The sequence below is a fragment of the Sphaerisporangium sp. NBC_01403 genome (assembly GCF_045040145.1).
Classification (GTDB): Bacteria; Actinomycetota; Actinomycetes; order Streptosporangiales; family Streptosporangiaceae; genus Sphaerisporangium; species Sphaerisporangium viridialbum.
Genome location: NZ_CP109534.1, coordinates 4,699,283 through 4,716,827, shown reverse-complemented (window position 1 = coordinate 4,716,827; position 17,545 = coordinate 4,699,283). Strand labels below are relative to the sequence as shown.

The 17,545-nt window shown below is 69.3% G+C and carries 15 protein-coding genes and 1 tRNA gene; 13 read left to right on the top strand and 3 right to left on the bottom strand.

What is annotated here, in order from left to right; all coding sequences use genetic code 11:
- Positions 1-4: 4 nt before the first annotated feature.
- From OG589_RS21220 to OG589_RS21205, 4 genes are all read left to right on the top strand, one after another.
- On the top strand, positions 5-1,489 hold the full coding sequence (locus OG589_RS21220; protein WP_405151578.1) for a glutamate synthase subunit beta: 1,485 nt from the start codon (positions 5-7) through the stop codon (positions 1,487-1,489).
- A gap of 191 nt (positions 1,490-1,680) precedes the next feature.
- A complete protein-coding gene (locus OG589_RS21215) occupies positions 1,681-3,462 on the top strand; it encodes a S8 family peptidase (protein ID WP_405151576.1) in 1,782 nt (593 codons plus the stop codon).
- Between the two features lie 848 nt (positions 3,463-4,310).
- Complete coding sequence (pyk, locus tag OG589_RS21210; protein ID WP_405151575.1) at positions 4,311-5,738, top strand: pyruvate kinase; 1,428 nt, start codon at positions 4,311-4,313, stop codon at positions 5,736-5,738.
- Positions 5,739-6,406: 668 nt separating this feature from the next.
- Positions 6,407-6,643, top strand: coding sequence for a hypothetical protein (locus OG589_RS21205; RefSeq protein ID WP_405151573.1), 237 nt, complete (start codon positions 6,407-6,409; stop codon positions 6,641-6,643).
- A gap of 963 nt (positions 6,644-7,606) precedes the next feature.
- Here the strand turns inward: OG589_RS21205 and OG589_RS21200 are convergent.
- Positions 7,607-7,679 (bottom strand) — tRNA-Leu (locus OG589_RS21200).
- A gap of 50 nt (positions 7,680-7,729) precedes the next feature.
- On the opposite strand from OG589_RS21200, the gene OG589_RS21195 reads away from it, so the two are divergent.
- From OG589_RS21195 to OG589_RS21170, 6 genes are all read left to right on the top strand, one after another.
- A complete protein-coding gene (locus OG589_RS21195; protein ID WP_405151572.1) occupies positions 7,730-8,320 on the top strand; it encodes an ANTAR domain-containing response regulator in 591 nt (196 codons plus the stop codon).
- Between the two features lie 245 nt (positions 8,321-8,565).
- Positions 8,566-9,807 (top strand): branched-chain amino acid ABC transporter substrate-binding protein, encoded by a 1,242-nt coding sequence (locus OG589_RS21190; RefSeq protein WP_405151570.1) that lies wholly within the window; start codon positions 8,566-8,568, stop codon positions 9,805-9,807.
- A 96-nt stretch (positions 9,808-9,903) separates the two neighbouring features.
- Positions 9,904-10,872 carry a branched-chain amino acid ABC transporter permease gene (locus OG589_RS21185; RefSeq protein WP_405151569.1) on the top strand — a complete coding sequence of 323 codons (969 nt, stop codon included), beginning with the start codon at positions 9,904-9,906 and terminating at the stop codon, positions 10,870-10,872.
- The gene (locus OG589_RS21180; protein WP_405151567.1) at positions 10,869-12,017 is read left to right on the top strand and encodes a branched-chain amino acid ABC transporter permease; all 1,149 of its coding nucleotides are present in this window, start codon (positions 10,869-10,871) and stop codon (positions 12,015-12,017) included. The genes OG589_RS21185 and OG589_RS21180 overlap by 4 nt, the downstream gene beginning before the upstream one ends.
- Complete coding sequence (locus tag OG589_RS21175) at positions 12,014-12,796, top strand: ABC transporter ATP-binding protein (RefSeq protein WP_405151565.1); 783 nt, start codon at positions 12,014-12,016, stop codon at positions 12,794-12,796. Before OG589_RS21180 ends, OG589_RS21175 begins: the two co-directional genes overlap by 4 nt.
- Complete coding sequence (locus OG589_RS21170) at positions 12,786-13,502, top strand: ABC transporter ATP-binding protein (protein WP_405151563.1); 717 nt, start codon at positions 12,786-12,788, stop codon at positions 13,500-13,502. The genes OG589_RS21175 and OG589_RS21170 overlap by 11 nt, the downstream gene beginning before the upstream one ends.
- A 100-nt stretch (positions 13,503-13,602) precedes the next feature.
- On the opposite strand, the gene OG589_RS21165 is transcribed toward OG589_RS21170, so the two are convergent.
- Positions 13,603-14,151 (bottom strand): DUF4352 domain-containing protein, encoded by a 549-nt coding sequence (locus OG589_RS21165; RefSeq protein WP_405151561.1) that lies wholly within the window; start codon positions 14,149-14,151, stop codon positions 13,603-13,605.
- Between the two features lie 188 nt (positions 14,152-14,339).
- On the opposite strand from OG589_RS21165, the gene OG589_RS21160 reads away from it, so the two are divergent.
- Genes OG589_RS21160 through OG589_RS21150 form a run of 3 tightly spaced genes read left to right on the top strand, consistent with a single transcriptional unit; the run spans position 14,340 to position 16,834 of the window.
- Entirely contained in the window at positions 14,340-15,170 is an 831-nt protein-coding gene (locus OG589_RS21160) for an ABC transporter substrate-binding protein (protein ID WP_405151559.1), read from the top strand.
- A 3-nt stretch (positions 15,171-15,173) separates the two neighbouring features.
- Positions 15,174-16,025, top strand: a complete 852-nt coding sequence (locus OG589_RS21155) for an amino acid ABC transporter permease (RefSeq protein ID WP_405151558.1) — start codon at positions 15,174-15,176, stop codon at positions 16,023-16,025.
- A gap of 5 nt (positions 16,026-16,030) precedes the next feature.
- Positions 16,031-16,834, top strand: a complete 804-nt coding sequence (locus OG589_RS21150) for an amino acid ABC transporter ATP-binding protein (protein ID WP_405151557.1) — start codon at positions 16,031-16,033, stop codon at positions 16,832-16,834.
- A 225-nt stretch (positions 16,835-17,059) separates the two neighbouring features.
- Here OG589_RS21150 and OG589_RS21145 read toward each other — a convergent pair whose 3' ends face one another.
- Positions 17,060-17,482 (bottom strand): PaaI family thioesterase, encoded by a 423-nt coding sequence (locus OG589_RS21145; RefSeq protein ID WP_405152086.1) that lies wholly within the window; start codon positions 17,480-17,482, stop codon positions 17,060-17,062.
- Positions 17,483-17,545: the final 63 nt, after the last annotated feature.

Genomic DNA, 17,545 nt, shown 5'->3' with positions numbered 1-17,545 from the left:
ACCGATGGCCGACCCCAAGGGTTTCCTGACGCACGCCCGTGAGCTGCCGGCGCGCCGCCCGGTCGACGTCCGCATCCGCGACTGGCGCGAGGTCTACGAGGACTTCCCGAAGCCCGCGCTCACCAAGCAGGCCGCGCGCTGCATGGACTGCGGCATCCCGTTCTGCCACAACGGCTGCCCGCTCGGGAACCTCATCCCCGAGTGGAACGACCTTGTGTACCGGGACGACTGGCGCGAGGCGATCGAGCGGCTGCACGCCACCAACAACTTCCCGGAGTTCACCGGCCGCCTGTGCCCGGCTCCGTGTGAGGCGGCGTGCGTGCTCGGCATCAATTCCGACCCCGTGGCGATCAAGCGGGTCGAGGTGGAGATCATCGACCGCGCCTTCGCCGAGGGCTGGGTCACCCCGCAGCCGCCGGCCGCGAGGACGGGCAAGAAGGTCGCCGTCGTCGGCTCGGGCCCCGCCGGCCTCGCCGCCGCGCAGCAGCTCACCCGCGCCGGGCACGACGTGGTGGTGTTCGAGCGCGCCGACCGCGTCGGCGGCCTGCTCCGCTACGGCATCCCCGAGTTCAAGATGGAGAAGCGGCACCTCGACCGGCGCCTGGCGCAGATGCGCGCCGAGGGCACCGAGTTCCGCACCGGCGTCAACGTCGGCGTGGACATCACGGTCGATCGGCTGCGTGAGGAGTTCGACGCGATCGTGCTCTCCGGCGGCGCCACCGCCTGGCGCGACCTGCCCGTGGCGGGCCGCGAGCACAAGGGCGTCTACCAGGCCATGGAGTACCTCCCGCTCTCCAACAAGGTGCAGGAGGGCGACCTCGCAGTCTCCCCGGTGTCGGCCGAGGGCAAGCACGTCGTGGTGATCGGCGGCGGCGACACCGGCGCCGACTGCGTCGGCACGGCGGTGCGCCAGGGCGCGCTGTCGGTGACCCAGCTGGAGATCATGCCGAAGCCTCCGGGCGCGCGGCCGGACTCCCAGCCGTGGCCGACCTACCCGATGCTGTTCAAGATGGAGAGCGCCCACGAGGAGCTGGAGGACGGGGGAGGCACCCGGGTGTACGCCGCCTCCACGACCGAGTTCGTCGCGGACGACCAGGGACGGGTGAGGGCCCTGCGCCTGGTCGACGTGGAGGGGCCGGCGGCGGGCTTCAGGCCCATCCCCGGCACCGAGCGGGAGGTCCCCGCCGAGCTGGTCACGCTGGCGATGGGCTTCCTCGGCCCGGAGAAGGGCGCTCTGCTCACCGACCTCGCGGCCCTCGCGGACGACCCCGGCGCGTTCTTCGACGCCCGGGGCAACGTGGCGAGGGACAAGTCGTACATGTCGGGAGTGGAGGGGGTGTTCGTGGCCGGTGACATGGGCCGCGGCCAGTCTCTCATCGTGTGGGCGATCGCGGAGGGCCGCTCGGCCGCCGCGGCCGCCGACCGCTTCCTGACCGGCCAGACGGCCCTGCCCGTGGCGATCCCGCCGACGGCGCGACCGCTGGTCTGACGGACCCGCCAGGACGGCGTCCCGCACTCGGGGACGCCGTCCTTTTTATAGGGTTTTGGGCATTAAGAGCATAATTTGACGATATATATGGCTATAAGGGATCGATTGCCGGGGATTTTATCGACAACTTGCTTTGGTCCTCGATCCCCTGAAAGATGCTGCCTCGTCGTTGAGGCAAGAGGAGAGGGTCAATGGTGCGGGGGTACAGACGCCTGACGGGCGCCGTCGTTTCGGTCGCGGTGGCGGGAACGCTGGCGGCGGGTTCTCTTGTGACGAGTACGGGCGCGGTCGCCGCGCCGGCGTCCTCGGAGACGGGCCAGTACCTCGTCTTCTACGCCCAGGGCAGGCAGGCCGGCGCGCTCGGCGCGATCAGGGCCGGCGGCGGCACGGCCGACGCGGTCGACACCAAGCTCGGGTACGTCATCGCGCGCGGTCCCGCCAAGGGGTTCGCCGAGCGGCTCGGCGCCAGCACGTCCGTCGTCGGGGTGACCGACAACCGCCGTATCGGCTCGGCCGCCGCGCTTCCCGCCGGAGACCGTGCCTCGGTGCCCACCGCCCCGATCTCGGTCGGCGAGGCCGCCATGCCCGCCGCCTGGAACTCCTCGGCGGAGGCGCTCGCGCCCGCCGCGGGGGCCTCCGGCGTCTCGGCGTCCTCCACCGACTCCAGCGCGGCCTCGGCCGACATGGCGTCCGCGCGCGGCGGGGACCCGCTGTCGGGCCGTCAGTGGGACATGAAGATGATCGGCGCCACGCCCACCGGCTCGTACGCCAAGGAGCGCGGCAGCAAGAAGGTGCTGGTCGGCATCATCGACACCGGGGTCGACGGCAGGCACCCCGACATCGCCCCCAACTTCAACAGGGCGCTCAGCCGCAACTTCGTGGTCGACCGCCCGAAGGACTCCAAGGGCAAGACGCTCGACGGGCCCTGCGAGCACAAGGGCTGCAAGGACCCGGTCGACGTGGACGACGACGGCCACGGCACGCACGTCGCCAGCACGATCGGCTCGCCGCTCAACGGCATCGGGGTCGCGGGCGTCGCGCCCAACGTGTCGCTGGTCAACATCCGCGCCGGGTCCGACTCGGGGTTCTTCTTCCTCAAGCCGGTGCTCGACGCGCTGACCTACGCGGGCGACGCGGGCATCGACGTGGTCAACATGAGCTTCTTCGTCGACCCGTGGACCTTCAACTGCGTCCGCAACCCGGCCGACTCCCGCGCCGAGCAGCTGCAGCAGTCCGGCATCATCACCGGCGTCCAGCGCGCGCTCGACTACGCCCGCAAGCACGGCGTCACGCTCATCAGCGCGCTCGGCAACGGCTCCACCGACCTCGGCAACCCCACGACCGACAAGGACAGCCCCGGTTACCCGGTCGGCAGCGAGCGCGAGCGCTCGATCGACAACTCCTGCCTGAACGTGCCGGCCGAGTCCCGCGGGGTCATCTCGGTCTCCGCCGTCGGGCCCAGCAAGAACAAGGCCTGGTACTCCGACTACGGCATCGAGCAGACCGACCTGTCCGCCCCCGGCGGCGACCCGGCCGACGCCGGCACCTCCCTGAAGGGGACCGCCAGGGAGATCCTGGCCGCCGCGCCGACGGGCGCGCTGCGCAAGCAGAAGCTGATCGACAGCTCGGGCAAGCCCACCAGCTCCTCGGTGATCCGCGAGTGCCACCAGGGCAAGTGCGCGTACTACCAGTACCTCTCCGGCACCTCGATGGCCTCGCCGCACGCCACGGGCGTCGCCGCCATCCTGATCAGCCGCTTCGGCAAGCCGGGCAAGGGCGGCCTCACCCTCAGCCCCGCGCGGGTCGAGGAGCTGCTGTACGCCACGGCCACCCCGACCGGGTGCCCGTCGTCCGGCTCCACCACCTACTCGGTGAGCGAGGAGACGCACGTCTGCGCCGGTCCGAAGTCCAAGAACGGCTTCTACGGGCACGGACTCGTCGACGCCTACCGCGCCGCCACCACCAAGGGCTGACCCCGGCCGCCCCTCCAGGCCCCCGAGGACATGCCGGCCCTTGGGGGCTCACTCTCGCTCGCGCTTCGTTGGGGGCGGGTTTTGTGAGCGTTTGCCTGGTTTGTAGTTAGCCCGCCCGGTACCCACTTGGGTGGTGCACCGGGGTTGCCCACCCGAGCAGGGTTTGCCCACCCGAGCGTGGGGTTCCTGGATGGCGGGAGGGTGGGCGCGGGGTGGGGCGTGCGGCTGTGCTCCGGGAGGGATGCCCTGGTGCTACCAGAACGGGGGCCAGGAGCGCCCACCCCATCCGCGGCGACCAGGCAGGCCACTGCTGGGGTGGGCAGCCCCGGGTGCCCCACCCAAATGGGTGCCGGGCGGGCCGTTTACGAGGTACCGGGCAGGCCGTTTACGAGGTGCCCGGTGGGCTGGTTACCAGGTGCCGGGTGGGCTGTATGCAAAAGGATTTCCATGAGCGGGAAGGAAGAGGTGGCCGGGGCGCCGGGTGTGCCGGTGATGCGATAGTGCTCGGTGGGGGGCCGGAGATGGGGCCGGTGGCCGTGCCTTCGGAGTTCTCCGCTCCCACGGTCGACCAGGCGAACGGGCCTGGACGAACGCGGGGTTAACGGCAAGGGCCGGTTCCACGACGCGGCCGCCCCGCCGGCCCGCGACAACTATCCTGGAAGCCACACGCACACGAATATGGACCTGGAGCGCCCGGTCGCATTCGTCGTGGCTCGCGTCTCAGGCATCGTTCTACCTGCGGCGACGTGCCCGGGGTCGCCCGATGGCGTGCTCACGTCACCTGGATTTCGCCAGGCGCTGTGAACTTCGTCATCATCAAGTGGTCTGTACCAATTAGGGTAGGACTTGTGAGTCGTCGAGCGAAGATTGTCTGCACACTGGGGCCCGCCACCTCTTCTCCGGAGCGCCTGCGCGAGCTGATCGCCGCCGGTATGAACGTGGCGCGGTTCAACCTCAGCCACGGGAGCCACGAGCTCCACAAGGAGATCCACGGCCGGGTCAGGGAGGCCGCGGCCGAGCTGGGAATGGCGGTCGGCGTCCTCGCCGACCTGCAGGGCCCCAAGATCCGTGTAGGCCGTTTCGCCGAGGGCCCTGTGCGCCTCGGCTTCGGCGACGTCTTCACGATCACCACCGAGGACGTCCCCGGCGACCGCGACCTGGTCTCCACGACCTACGAGGGCCTGCCCGGCGACGTGCGCCCCGGTGACACGATCCTCGTCGACGACGGCCGCCTGGTCCTTGAGGCCACCGCCGTGGAGGGCCCCCGCGTCGTCACCAAGGTCGTGGTCGGCGGCATGATCTCCGACAACAAGGGGCTCAACCTCCCGGGCGTCGCCGTCTCGGCCCCCGCCCTCACCGAGAAGGACGAGGAGGATCTGCGCTGGGCCCTCCGCACGGGCTTCGACATGATCGCCCTCTCCTTCGTGCGCAGCCCCGACGACGCGCTCATCGTCCGCGCCATCATGGACGAGGAGGGCGTCCACCTCCCCCTCCTCGCCAAGATCGAGAAGCCCCAGGCCGTGGAGCACCTCGAGGCCATCGTCGACGCGTTCGACGGCATCATGGTCGCCCGCGGCGACCTCGGCGTGGAGCTCCCGCTGGAGCAGGTGCCGATCGTGCAGCGGCGCGCCATCGACCTCGCCAGGGAGAAGGCCCACCCGGTCATCGTGGCCACCCAGATGCTCGACTCGATGATGAGCGCCCAGCGGCCCACCCGCGCCGAGGTCTCCGATGTCGCCTACGCCGTCATGGACGGTGCCGACGCCGTCATGCTCTCCGGCGAGACCTCGGTCGGCAGCTACCCCATCGAGTCGGTCGCGACCATGGCCCGCATCGCCTCCGCCGCCGAGGAGGAGGCGCTCCAGTCGACGCACACCTTCGACCGGCTCCCCGAGACCACCGGCGGCGCGATCGCGCGCGCGGCGGCCGAGGTCGGAGCGATCGTCGGCGCCAAGGCCCTGTGCGCCTTCACGATGTCGGGGGAGACCGCCCGCCGGCTCGCCCGCTACCGCTCCCCGATCCCGCTGCTGGCCTTCACCTCGGCTCCCGAGGTGCGCGGCCAGCTCGCCCTCACCTGGGGCGTGGAGACCTTCGAGGTGCCGTTCGTGCACCACACCGACGACATGGTGCGCCAGGTCGAGTCGGCCCTGCTGTCGGGCGGCCGCTACGAGAAGGGCGACAAGGTCGTCATCGTGGCGGGCTCGCCTCCCGGCAACCACGGCTCCACCAACGCGCTGCGCGTCCACACGATCGGCTCGCTGGTCTCCGGCAGCTGATCCCCCGTTCGCGCCGTCGACGGCCGCCGCCGGGCCTCCCGGTGGCGGCCGTACACGCGTTCGGTAGAGGTCCGGTGGGGAGATCCCCAAGAGCCGCATGTGCGGTGGTTCGCGGGGGACGCCGCCGGGTTTGATCGGCCCCATGACGGTGGCCGGGAGACGTGAGGGAAGGATCGGCCGGCCCGGGGCCGGCCGCCCGTTTCCCGGGTGGACGTCCGTGGCGTACCGCCGTCCGGCGCTCCCGCTGGCGCTGGTGGCCGTGCTGTACGGGCTGGCGCAACTGGTCTTCGTCGGTCCCGGGCTGCGCTGGGGATGGGACGAGCTGGTCTACCTGAGCCAGGTGAGCCCGCGCCTGCCGGACGCCCTCTTCGCCGCTCCGCGCGCCCGCGGGATCACGTGGCTGGCAGCCCCGGCGGCGTACGTGTCCGCCTCGCCGCAGGTCGTGCGGGTCTGGATGACGCTGCTGTCCAGCGGCGGGCTCTTCCTGGCCTACCTGCCATGGCTGCGCGTGCCGGCCCACCGCGGCCGCTCGGCGACCGTCGCCCTGGCCGCGCTGCTGTTCTGCGGGCTGTGGGTCGCGCAGTACTACGGCGGCGCCGTCATGCCGAACCTCTACGTCGCCTACGCCTCGGTGGCGGCGACCGGCCTCTTCCTGCTCGCCACCCGCGATGACGCCGCCCGTGACGGTGCCGCCCGTGATGACGCCGCCCGTGACGGTGCCGCCCGTGACGGTGCCGCCCGTGACGGTGCCGCCCGTGACGGTGCCGCCCGTGACGGTGCCACCCGTGACGGTGCCACCCGTGGTGACGCCGCCTGCGATGGTCCCCGTGATGGTGCCGCCCGTGACCACGGTCCTGGCCGGTCGCGGCGGTGGGCCCGTGACCCGCTGGCGGGGCTCGCGCTGAGCGTGGCCGCCGCCGCGGCGCTGCGGCCCGGTGACGCCGTATGGCTCGTGCTGCCCCTGGGCCTCGCCTGGCTCATCGTGCGCGAATGGCGGCGGAGGGCCGTTCTCGGCGCCTTGGCCGGGGGGCTCGGGCTCGGCCTCGCTCCGTGGGTGGCCGAGGCCTTCGTGCGGTACGGCGGTCTGGCGCACCGGATCTCCGAGGCCAGCAGGATCCAGGGCCGGCTGCGGCCCACCTTCGGCTTCGTCCACGAGTTCGCCGCGCTCAACGGGCCACTGCTGTGCCGCCCGTGCACGATCTCGGTTCGGTACCCCTACCTGGCGGTCTGGTGGCCGGCGTTGCCCTTCGCCGTCGTCGGAGGGCTCCTCGTGGCCCGCCGGCTCGGCGTGGCGCGGCCGTACGGCCTGGCCTGCGCGGCCGGGGCCGGCCTGGCGGCGCAGTACCTGTTCCTGGTGGGGTACGGCGCGCCGCGCTTCCTGCTGCCCGCCTACGCGCTGCTGGCCCTGCCCGTGGCACTGCTCCTGGTGGGGCTCGCCTCGTCCGGGCGCCTGCCCGCCGCGCTCGTCGTGGTCGCGGTGGCGGGCCAGCTCGCCACGCAGCATCTGGTCCTCGGACGGCGTGTGGAGCGCTCGCAGGTCTACAGGGCGGCCGAGCGGGCCGTAGCCCAGGCGCTGAGGCAGGCCGGGTTGCGCGGCCCGTGCGTCGTCGGCGGCCCCGCGAGCACCCTGCCCATCGCCTACGAGGCGGGGTGCGCCCTGCGCGCCTTCCAGCGGACGCCGCTGACCTGGCCGGACGGGGGGATGTTCGCGTACGTGACCCACGTGGGCGAGCCGGAGGTCGCGGGATGGGTCTCGCGGCGCCTGGTCACCCGGGACGGGCGCGTGTGGTTCCTCTGGCTGCCCGCGCTGCGGGAGGCGGAAAGCGCGGAAACCGCGCGGCCTCAGCCACGCGGTTTCGCCGGATCAGTGCCCCGAGTGGGATTCGAACCCACACTGTATGGATTTTGAGGCCATCGACTCTGCCGTTGGTCTATCGGGGCGCCGAGGTGCTCGTGTCCCTAATCTAGCGGACATCGGTACTCTCTTGGTCGTGAGTACGCAGCGGCGAGTGGTGATCGCGGAAGACGAGGCACTGATCCGTCTCGACCTGAAGGAGATGCTGGAAGAGGAGGGCTATGCCGTCGTCGGCGAGGCCGGGGACGGCGAGTCGGCGGTCAAGCTGGCCCTCGAGCAGCGGCCCGATCTGGTGATCCTCGATGTCAAGATGCCGATCCTCGACGGCATCTCGGCGGCCGAGCGCATCGTGTCGGAGCGCGTCGCGCCGTGCCTGATTTTGACCGCTTTCTCCCAGCGCGACCTTGTTGAGCGGGCGAGGGACGCGGGCGCCATGGCATATCTGGTCAAACCGTTCACCAAGTCCGATTTGGTACCGGCGATCGAGATGGCCGTGAGCCGCCACGAGGAGATCGCCGCCCTGGAACGCGAGGTCAGCACCCTCGGCGAGCGCCTTGAGACCCGCAAGCTGGTCGAGCGTGCCAAGGGCCTGCTGATGGCCGAGCACGGGTGGACCGAGCCCCAGGCGTTCCGCTGGATCCAGAAGGCCTCGATGGACCGCCGCATGAGCATGCGCCAGGTCGCCCAGGCCGTCGTCCAGGAGGCGCAGGGCCCCGAGGAGTCCTGACATGGGGCGTCAGGGGCCGCTCTGTCCCGTCCTGTCGGAGGCTGGGGGCGTTGTGCGGACTGGTCGGTCAGGCCAGGTCAGGCGATCTTGTGAAACACGGCGCCGCCGATGTGACCTTTACTTTTCCGGCCGATCGCCGAAGAGGACCGGTGTGATAACGAAGCGGTAACGTGATGTGACTCTGTACCGACCTGTGACTTGAGCTGGGTGTAATGCCGTCAACGAGCCCTGGCCAGACCGCCAGGGTGGTTCTGTGGACCCGATCCCTACGTGGATCAGGCGAAAGGAAGGCAACCTTGCGGCCCAAGATTGCTCGCCTCGGGGGCGTGCTCGCCGTCGGTGTGGCACTTACCGTTGGTCTCGCTGCTTGTGGCAGTGACTCAGGGTCGTCGTCGGAGGGTGGCGACTCCGCCGCGCCGACCACGCTGAAGATCGGCTTTATGGGCGACCTGTCGGGTGAGAACTCCGGGATCGTCATCCCGCCGAGTAACGGCGCCCAGCTTGCTGTCGACGAGTACAACGCGACCAACCCCAAGGTCAAGATTGAGATGATCAAGTACGACAGCAAGGCGGACCCCACCACCGCCGTGAGCCTGGCGCAGCAGGCGATCAAGACGGACAAGGTCGTCGCGCTCGTCGGCCCCGCCTTCTCCGGCGAGTCCAAGCAGGTCGGCCCGTTGCTCGAAGAGGCGAAGATCCCCAGCATCTCCGCCTCGGCGACCGCCGTCGCCCTGGCCGAGAACGGCTGGAAGTACTGGCACCGCGTCGTCCCGAACGACGGTGTCCAGGGCCCGGCCATCGCCGACTTCATCGTGGGCGCCGCGGCGGCCAAGAACGTCTTCGTCGTCGACGACAAGTCCGAGTACGGCAAGGGCCTCGGTGACGCGGTCCGCACCCAGCTCAAGGCCAAGAGCGCCTCGGTCACCGACGACGCGCTCGACCCGAACGCCGCCGACTACTCCTCGACGGTCAACAAGGTGGCGTCGGCCAAGCCGGACGCCCTCTTCTTCGGTGGCTACTACGCCGCCGCGGGCAAGCTGCTCAAGCAGCTCAGGGACAAGGGCGTCACGGCCAAGTTCTTCTCGGCCGACGGCTCGCTCGACAAGGGCATCATCGAGAGCGCCGGAGCTCCGCAGGCCGAGGGCGCGCTCATCGGCTGCCCCTGCCGCATCCCGACCGCCGCGGAGACCGACGAGAAGGTCAAGAAGTTCGCCACGGACTACAAGGCGAAGTTCGGCGCCGACCCGCTGATCTACGCCACCGAGGGCTACGACGCCATGACGACGTTCACCAAGGCGATCGGGGCCGGGGCGACCACGGCCGACGCGATCAACGAGGCGGTCGGCAAGTCGGACTTCGACGGCATCTCCAAGCACATCAAGTTCGACCCGAACGGTGAGCCCTCCGCGAAGTCGATCTACATGTACGAAGTCAAGGACGGCCTGATCGGCCTGCTCGGCGACACGACGACGGCCAAGCTCGGCTGACGGCGCTAGTCACAGTAGTGAGGGGGCGGGAACGCCGCGGCGATCCCGCCCCTGCCCGTTGTCGCCTGCAGGCTTCCCTGAAAGCGAAACCATTCAGTGTTCGATAACCTCCTCGGCTCCTTCTGGCCGTACACGATCGACGGCCTCATCCTGGGCTCGATCTACGGCCTCGTCGCCCTCGGCTACACGATGGTCTACGGCGTGTTGCGCCTCATCAACTTCGCGCACTCCGAAGTGTTCATGATCGGCACCATGGCGTCGGCGTTCGTGGTGATGACCCTCGGCATCACCCAGCCGCTGACCGGGCTCGCCCTCGTCGGCGGCCTGCTCCTGATGGTGCTCGTCGGAGGCTTCGCCTCCGCGGGCTCCGCCATGCTGCTCGAACGCATCGCCTACCGCCCGCTGCGAAAGCGCGGCGCATCGCGCCTGGCCGCGCTCATCTCGGCCATCGGCGCCTCTCTCTTCCTCCAGGAGCTCTTCGCCCTGGTGATCATTCCGCACGTGTTCAACCGTCCGCAGCAGGGCCGCAACCAGATGGGTGTGGCCCGCATCATGCAGAAGGACACGCTCTTCACGATCGGCGGCGCGCAGATCCGGGTCGACCAGGTCCTGATCTTCGTGGCGGCGATCGGCATGATGGTCCTGCTGGACCTGCTGGTGAACCGCACGAAGATCGGGCGCGGCATCCGCGCGACCTCCCAGGACCCGCAGACCGCGGTCCTCATGGGCGTGGACATCGACAAGATCGTGCGGATGACGTTCCTCATCGGTGGCCTCATGGCGGGCATCGCGGGCGCGCTGTTCGTGCTCCAGTTCGAGGTCACCAAGTTCTCCATCGGCTTCCTGCTCGGCATCAAGGCCTTCACGGCCGCGGTGCTCGGGGGCATCGGCAACCTACGCGGAGCGCTGGTCGGCGGCCTGTTCCTCGGTCTCATCGAGAACTACGGTGCCGCCGTCTTCGGCTCGGGATGGAAGGATGTCATCGCGTTCACGGTTCTCGTCCTGGTCCTGATGTTCCGGCCCACCGGCATCCTCGGTGAATCACTCCAGCAGGCACGCGCATGAGCACGAACTCCACGATCACCACCCGCAGGAACGCCTTCTCGGCCTTCCTCGACGGCATCCGCGACCGGTGGGCGAGCGCCCCCGTGTGGCAGCGCTGGGTCATCTACGTCGCGCTGTTCTTGATCGCGCTGCTGCTGCCCTCGGAGTCCTTCGGCCACTTCATGTCGCCCTACAGCGACTGGGCCAGCGTCCTGTTCTTCCCCATCGGGACGTACGTGGTCCTCGCGATCGGCCTCAACGTGGTCGTGGGCCAGGCCGGCCTGCTCGACCTCGGGTTCGTCGCGTTCTTCGCCATCGGCGGCTACTCCATGGCGCTGCTCGGGACCAGGCTCGGCCTGAACTTCTGGGAGATCCTGATCGTCGGCGTCCTGCTGTCGGCGCTGTCGGGCGTGGTGCTCGGCGGGCCGACGCTGCGCCTTCGCGGTGACTACCTGGCGATCGTCACGCTCGGCTTCGGAGAGATCGTCCGCCAGACGGCCGAGAACACCGACGCCATCGGCGGCCCCCGCGGCATCGCGGGCATCCCGCACCCGCCGAGCATCGACGGCGTCGAGATCTTCGGGGTCCAGATCTTCCACTACGGCGTGCTGGACCCTCGGCCCTACTACTACCTGCTGGTCGTGGTCGCCACCGCGATCATCATCTTCGTGAAGCGGTGGGAGAAGAGCCGGGTCGGGCGCGCGTGGGCGGCCATCCGCGAGGACGAGGACGCCGCCGAGGTCATGGGCGTGCCGACCTTCAAGTTCAAGCTCCTGGCCTTCGCGATCGGCGCCTCGATCGGCGGGGCCATGGGAGTCGTCTGGGCCGGCAAGACGATCTCGATCAACCCGAACGACTTCCTGTTCATGCTGTCCGCCACCATCCTCGCGGCGGTCGTGCTCGGCGGTTCCGGCAACATCCCGGGCGTCATCCTGGGCGCGTTCCTCGTCGCCTGGCTGCCCGAGCGGTTCCGCGGCCTGTCGGAGTACCGCACCATGGTGTTCGGCGCCGCGCTGGTCGCCCTGATGATCTTCCGGCCGGAGGGCCTGCTGCCGTCGCGCCGCCGAAAAGCGGAGCTCGCCGAGGGCACGGGAGGCATGGGCAGCTTGGGCGCCGAGGTTCCGGGTCCGGAGTCCCAGCCCGCAGCCGAGGGAGCAGCCAAATGAGCGATCCGCGTCCGCTTCTGCAGCTGCAGAAGGTCAAGATGCAGTTCGGCGGCGTCGTCGCGCTGCGCGAGGTCGAGCTGACGATCAACGAGGGCGAGATCTTCGCCCTCATCGGGCCGAACGGCGCGGGCAAGACGACGGTGTTCAACGTCGTCACCGGCGTCTACCGCCCGACGTCCGGCCAGGTGCTGTTCGACGGCGACCGCATCGACGGCATGAAGCGGTTCAAGGTCACCAAGCGGGGCGTCGCGCGCACGTTCCAGAACATCCGGCTGTTCCACAACATGTCCGCGATGGAGAACGTCATGGTGGGGGCCGACGCCCACCACCGCGCCGGCATGTTCAGCACGGCGCTCGGCCTGCCGTGGCACCGCAACGAGGAGCGTGACGGCAAGGCGCTCGCCCGCGAGCTCCTTGAGTTCGTGGGCATCGGCCACCGCGCCCAGGAGACGGCCAAGAACCTCCCCTACGGTGACCAGCGGCGGCTGGAGATCGCGCGCGCGCTCGCCACCAAGCCCAAGCTCCTCCTGCTGGACGAGCCGGCGGCGGGTATGAACCCCGCGGAGAAGGAGTCCCTCCAGGGCCTGATCCGCAAGATCCGCGACGCCGGGCGCACGGTCCTGCTGATCGAGCACGACATGGCGCTGGTCATGGGCATCAGCGACCGCATCGCGGTGCTCGACTTCGGTCAGAAGATCGCCGACGGTCTCCCCGCAGAGGTGCAGAACGACCCGAGGGTCATCGAGGCGTACTTGGGGGCTCCCGCAGATGCTTCTTGAGATCAAGGACATCCACGTCCACTACGGCAAGATCGAGGCCATCAAGGGCGTCTCGCTGGAGGTCGACGAGGGTGAGATCGTCACCCTCATCGGGGCCAACGGGGCGGGCAAGACCACGACCATGAAGACCATCTCCGGTCTTCGGGCGCTGACGTCCGGCACCGTCGTCTTCGACGGCAAGGACATCAGCAAGCTCCCCGGGCACCGGCGGGTGATGGCCGGCATCGGCCAGTCCCCGGAGGGCCGTGGCGTCTTCCCCGGCATGACCGTCACAGAGAACCTGCTGATGGGCGCCTACACCCGCAAGGGCGACCTCACCAAGGACCTCGACGAGGTCTTCGAGCTGTTCCCGAGGCTGGCCGAGCGCAAGAACCAGGCCGGCGGCACGATGTCGGGCGGCGAGCAGCAGATGGTGGCCATCGGCCGGGCGCTGATGAGCAAGCCGAAGGTGCTGCTGCTCGACGAGCCCTCGATGGGCCTCGCGCCGCTTCTGGTCGCCCAGATCTTCTCGATCATCAAGGAGATCAACAACCGGGGGACCACCGTGCTGCTGGTGGAGCAGAACGCCCAGCAGGCCCTCCAGCTGGCCCACCGGGCGTACGTGCTGGAGACCGGCAAGGTGGTGAAGTCCGCCCCGGCGGCAGACCTCCTCAACGACCCCCAGGTGCGCGAGGCGTACCTCGGAGGGGAGCTCGGCGCGCACTGAGCGCCGGGAGGTGTCGAGCATTCACCCGGCCGGGGCTCGGATCCCGGCCGGGCCGCTTCTCCCGAAGCCGGCCCGGCTGCCGGCCCGTCGCTCCGGCGGGTCAGCGCAGCGGGACGTCGACGCCTTTGGAGGGACCGATGGCACCCAGGGGCGGATCGGCGAAGAATCTGATCTTGGTCACCCTGACGTCCTTGGGCACGTCGTACCAGAGGTCGAACTCCATCCGGACGAAGCTGCCGACGGGCAGCTCGCCTGGCTGCCGCTTGGTGGTCTGGGCGGCGTCGTCGATGGGGAAGGTGCGCCCGTCGGACGCCACCAGCAGCTGCTGCTTGGCGTCGAACCTCTGGTTGGTGCGGTCGGTGCTCTCGATGAGGACGCGCACGCGGACGTACTGGCCCTTGGCGTTCCACTCGGCGTGGCTGCCGAAGATGCTCGGCATGCCGTCGCGAAATCCGAGGACGCGGAACCGCATCTGGCCGTCGACCACCGGCTTCGCCGTGATCACGGTCTCGTCGGGGCGCGCGGCCTCGGCGGGGATCACGTACGTGGGCGAGGGGCTCGGGGTGGCCTTGGCGGGCCCGCCGGAACAGCCGGAGAGTGAGATGGCGGCGAAAGCCGTGAAGCCCAGCACGACAAGGGGTGCTCGCACGATCGCACGATAACGCGCGGCGCAGCCCGGAGTGCCAGGATGCGGCAGCTGTTGTGCGATCGTTTCATTCCGGTAATACCCCTGGTGACCAGGTGCGGGACCATGGCCAAGGTTACGGTAACTTAACTTAACTCCGACATACAGCTAAAGAGGAGGACGTTGTGGTCTTTTGGCCCAAGCGTCGCCGTATGACCTCGATCGGGGCGCTGGCCGTCAGCGCCGCGTTCCTTCTCTCCGCCTGCGGTGGCGGATCGGATACGAGTGCGACCAGCTCCAGTGCCCCGGCCGGCAGTGCCTCGGCCTCGGGGATCAAGTTGATCCACCCGGGCAAACTGACGACGTGCACGAACCTGCCCTATGAGCCCTTCCAGTTCAAGGAGGGTGACAAGACCGTCGGGTTCGACGTCGACATCGTCGACCTCGCGGCCAAGAAGCTCGGTGTGACCCAGGAGATCGTGGACATCGACTTCGCGGTGATCAAGAGTGGTGCGGCGCTCAACGCGGGCAAGTGCGATGTCGCCGCCGCGGGCATGACGATCACCCCTGAGCGGCAGAAGAACCTCCTCTTCTCCGACCCGTACTTCGACGCCACGCAGGCGCTGCTCGCGAAGAAGGGCACCGGCGCCAAGTCGCTCGACGACGTGAAGGCCAAGGGGCTCAAGCTCGGCGCGCAGGCCTCGACGACCGGCCTCGACTACGTCAAGGGCAAGGGTCTCAACCCCACCGAGTTCGCCGACTCCCCGAAGGAGCTGCTCGGCCTCCAGTCCGGGCAGGCCGACGTGATCGTCCAGGACCTTCCCGTCGTGCTGACCTGGCTGAAGAAGCCCGAGATCGCGAGCAAGTTCGAGCTGATCGCGAGCCTCGACACCGGTGAGCAGTACGGCATCGGCCTGAAGAAGGGCAACGACGCGCTGGTCAAGGTGCTCAACGAGGAGATCGCCAAGGCCAAGACCGACGGCACGTACGAGCAGATCTACGTCAAGTGGTTCGGCAAGAAGCCCGGCGAGCTCGGAACCTGATCCATGACCGATCAGCCCATGACGGCCGGGCCTGCCGGTCCTGCCGGGCAGTTGCCCGGCAGGGCCAGGCTCAGCCCTCGTAAGCGGCAGCGCATCAGCCGCGCCATCCAGTACGTCATCCTGGTGGCAGCGCTCGTCGCCGTCGTCCTCCTGACCAACTGGCAGGGGCTCGCCGAGAACTTCACCAAGATGGACGTGGCGAAGCAGGCGCTCCCCGACGTGTTCACGGTCGCGCTCAAGAACACGATCATCTACACCGTCGGCGGCTTCGTTCTCGGATCGCTCGGCGGCCTGCTGCTGGCTCTGATGCGGATGTCGTCCGTACGGCCGTACCGCTGGATCGCGACCATCTACATCGAGATCTTCCGCGGGCTTCCGGCGCTGCTGATCTTCCTGTTCATCCTCTTCCTGCCGCTGGCGCTCTCCGGGTTCCAGATCCCGGGAGGGACGTACGGGCAGGGCATCCTCGGCCTGACGATCGTCAGCTCGGCGTACATGGCGGAGACACTCCGGGCGGGCCTGCAGGCCGTCCCGAAGGGGCAGAGCGAGGCGGCGCGGTCACTCGGCATGTCGCACTCGCGGGCGATGATCTCGGTGGTCATCCCGCAGGCCATCCGCATCGTCATCCCGCCGACGACCAACCAGTTCGTGTCGCTGCTCAAGGACTCCTCGCTGGTGCTGTTCCTCGGCGTGAGCGGCGAGTACGTCGAGCTGACGAAGTTCGGCAACGACCTCGCCTCGACGACCAGTAACGCCACCCCGATCCTGGTGGTCGGCCTGACGTACCTGCTCGTCACGATCCCGCTCGGCTACCTCGCGGGACGCCTCGAAAACCGTCAGGCGAAGGGACGGTGACCCCGGTGACGCACGCGGTCGAGATCAAGGACCTGCACAAGTCGTTCGGCGACCTGGAGGTGCTCAAGGGCATCGACTTCACCGTCGACGAGGGCCAGGTCGTCTGTGTCATCGGCCCCTCGGGGTCGGGCAAGTCGACGCTGCTTCGCTGTGTCAACCTGCTCGAAGAGCCCAGCAAGGGCAGCGTGACCGTGGGCGGCGTCGAGCTGACCGATCCGGACGTCGACATCGACGCGGCGCGGCGCAGGCTCGGCATGGTCTTCCAGTCGTTCAACCTGTTTCCGCACATGTCGGTGCTGCAGAACGTCATGATCGCCCAGCGGCGGGTGCTCAAGCGGGGCAAGGCCGAGGCCGAGCGCATCGCGCGCGAGAACCTCGAAAAGGTCGGCGTCGGTGCCAAGTGCGACGCCTTCCCGCCGCAGCTCTCCGGCGGCCAGCAGCAGCGGGTCGCGATCGCCAGGGCCCTCGCCATGGACCCGGCGCTCATGCTGTTCGACGAGCCCACCTCCGCGCTCGACCCCGAGCTGGTGGGCGACGTGCTGTCGGTCATGCGCAAGCTCGCGCGCGACGGCATGACGATGCTGGTGGTCACCCACGAGATGAGCTTCGCGCGGGAGGTGGCCGACCGCGTGGTGTTCATGGACGGCGGGGTGATCGTCGAGGAGGGCCCGCCGGACCAGGTGATCGGCGACCCGCAGCACGCCCGCACGCGCACGTTCCTCAAGAGGGTGCTGGACCCGACCCACACGGAGGAAGACGGCACGCCCGGCGAGGACCAGGCCTCGGCCGCCTCGCCGCCGGCGGTCTGAAGTCGCGCACCGATCCCCGCCGGCCCCTGGCCCGCGGGGATCGGGCCGTTTCAGGGGCTGGAAGGCAAAGCGAGCCCGCGGGTGATCTTTGGGGCCATGTAGGGCTTCCCCGGCCGCACACGTTGTCTACTCGACCACCCACGGGCTCTGGCGTCACAACGCTAGCGAGCTATGAGGCCCACGTGCAAAGAGAGTCGCAAATCGTGGTCCGATAAAGACCAAAAATCACGTGGCGTCACGAAGCATGCAGGTGACTCGCGAGGTGCAGACGCGGCGGCCCTCCTCGTCGGTGATCTCGATGTCGTACGTCGCGAGGCTGCGGCCGCCGTGCACGCGGGTGGCGACGCCGGTGACGTGACCCGAGGTCGCCGACCGGTGGTGGGTGGCGTTGATCTCGATGCCGACCGCCTGCCGGCCCTCACCGGCGTGCAGGGCCGCGCCGGTGGACCCGATGGTCTCGGCGAGCACGCAGGAGGCGCCTCCGTGGAGGAGGCCGTACGGCTGGGTGTTGCCCGCGACCGGCATCCTGGCCACGACGCGCTCGGCCTTGACCTCGATGAACTCGATGCCCATGGTGGCGATCAGGGTGCCCTTGTAGTCGCCCCCGTACAACTTCTCGAGGCGGGTGAGATCCTCGGGGTTCGTCATGGTCAAGGGGACGCCTCCAGTTGCACAGCGCGGGGTGTTCTGTCGTACATGGAGACTAGGCTG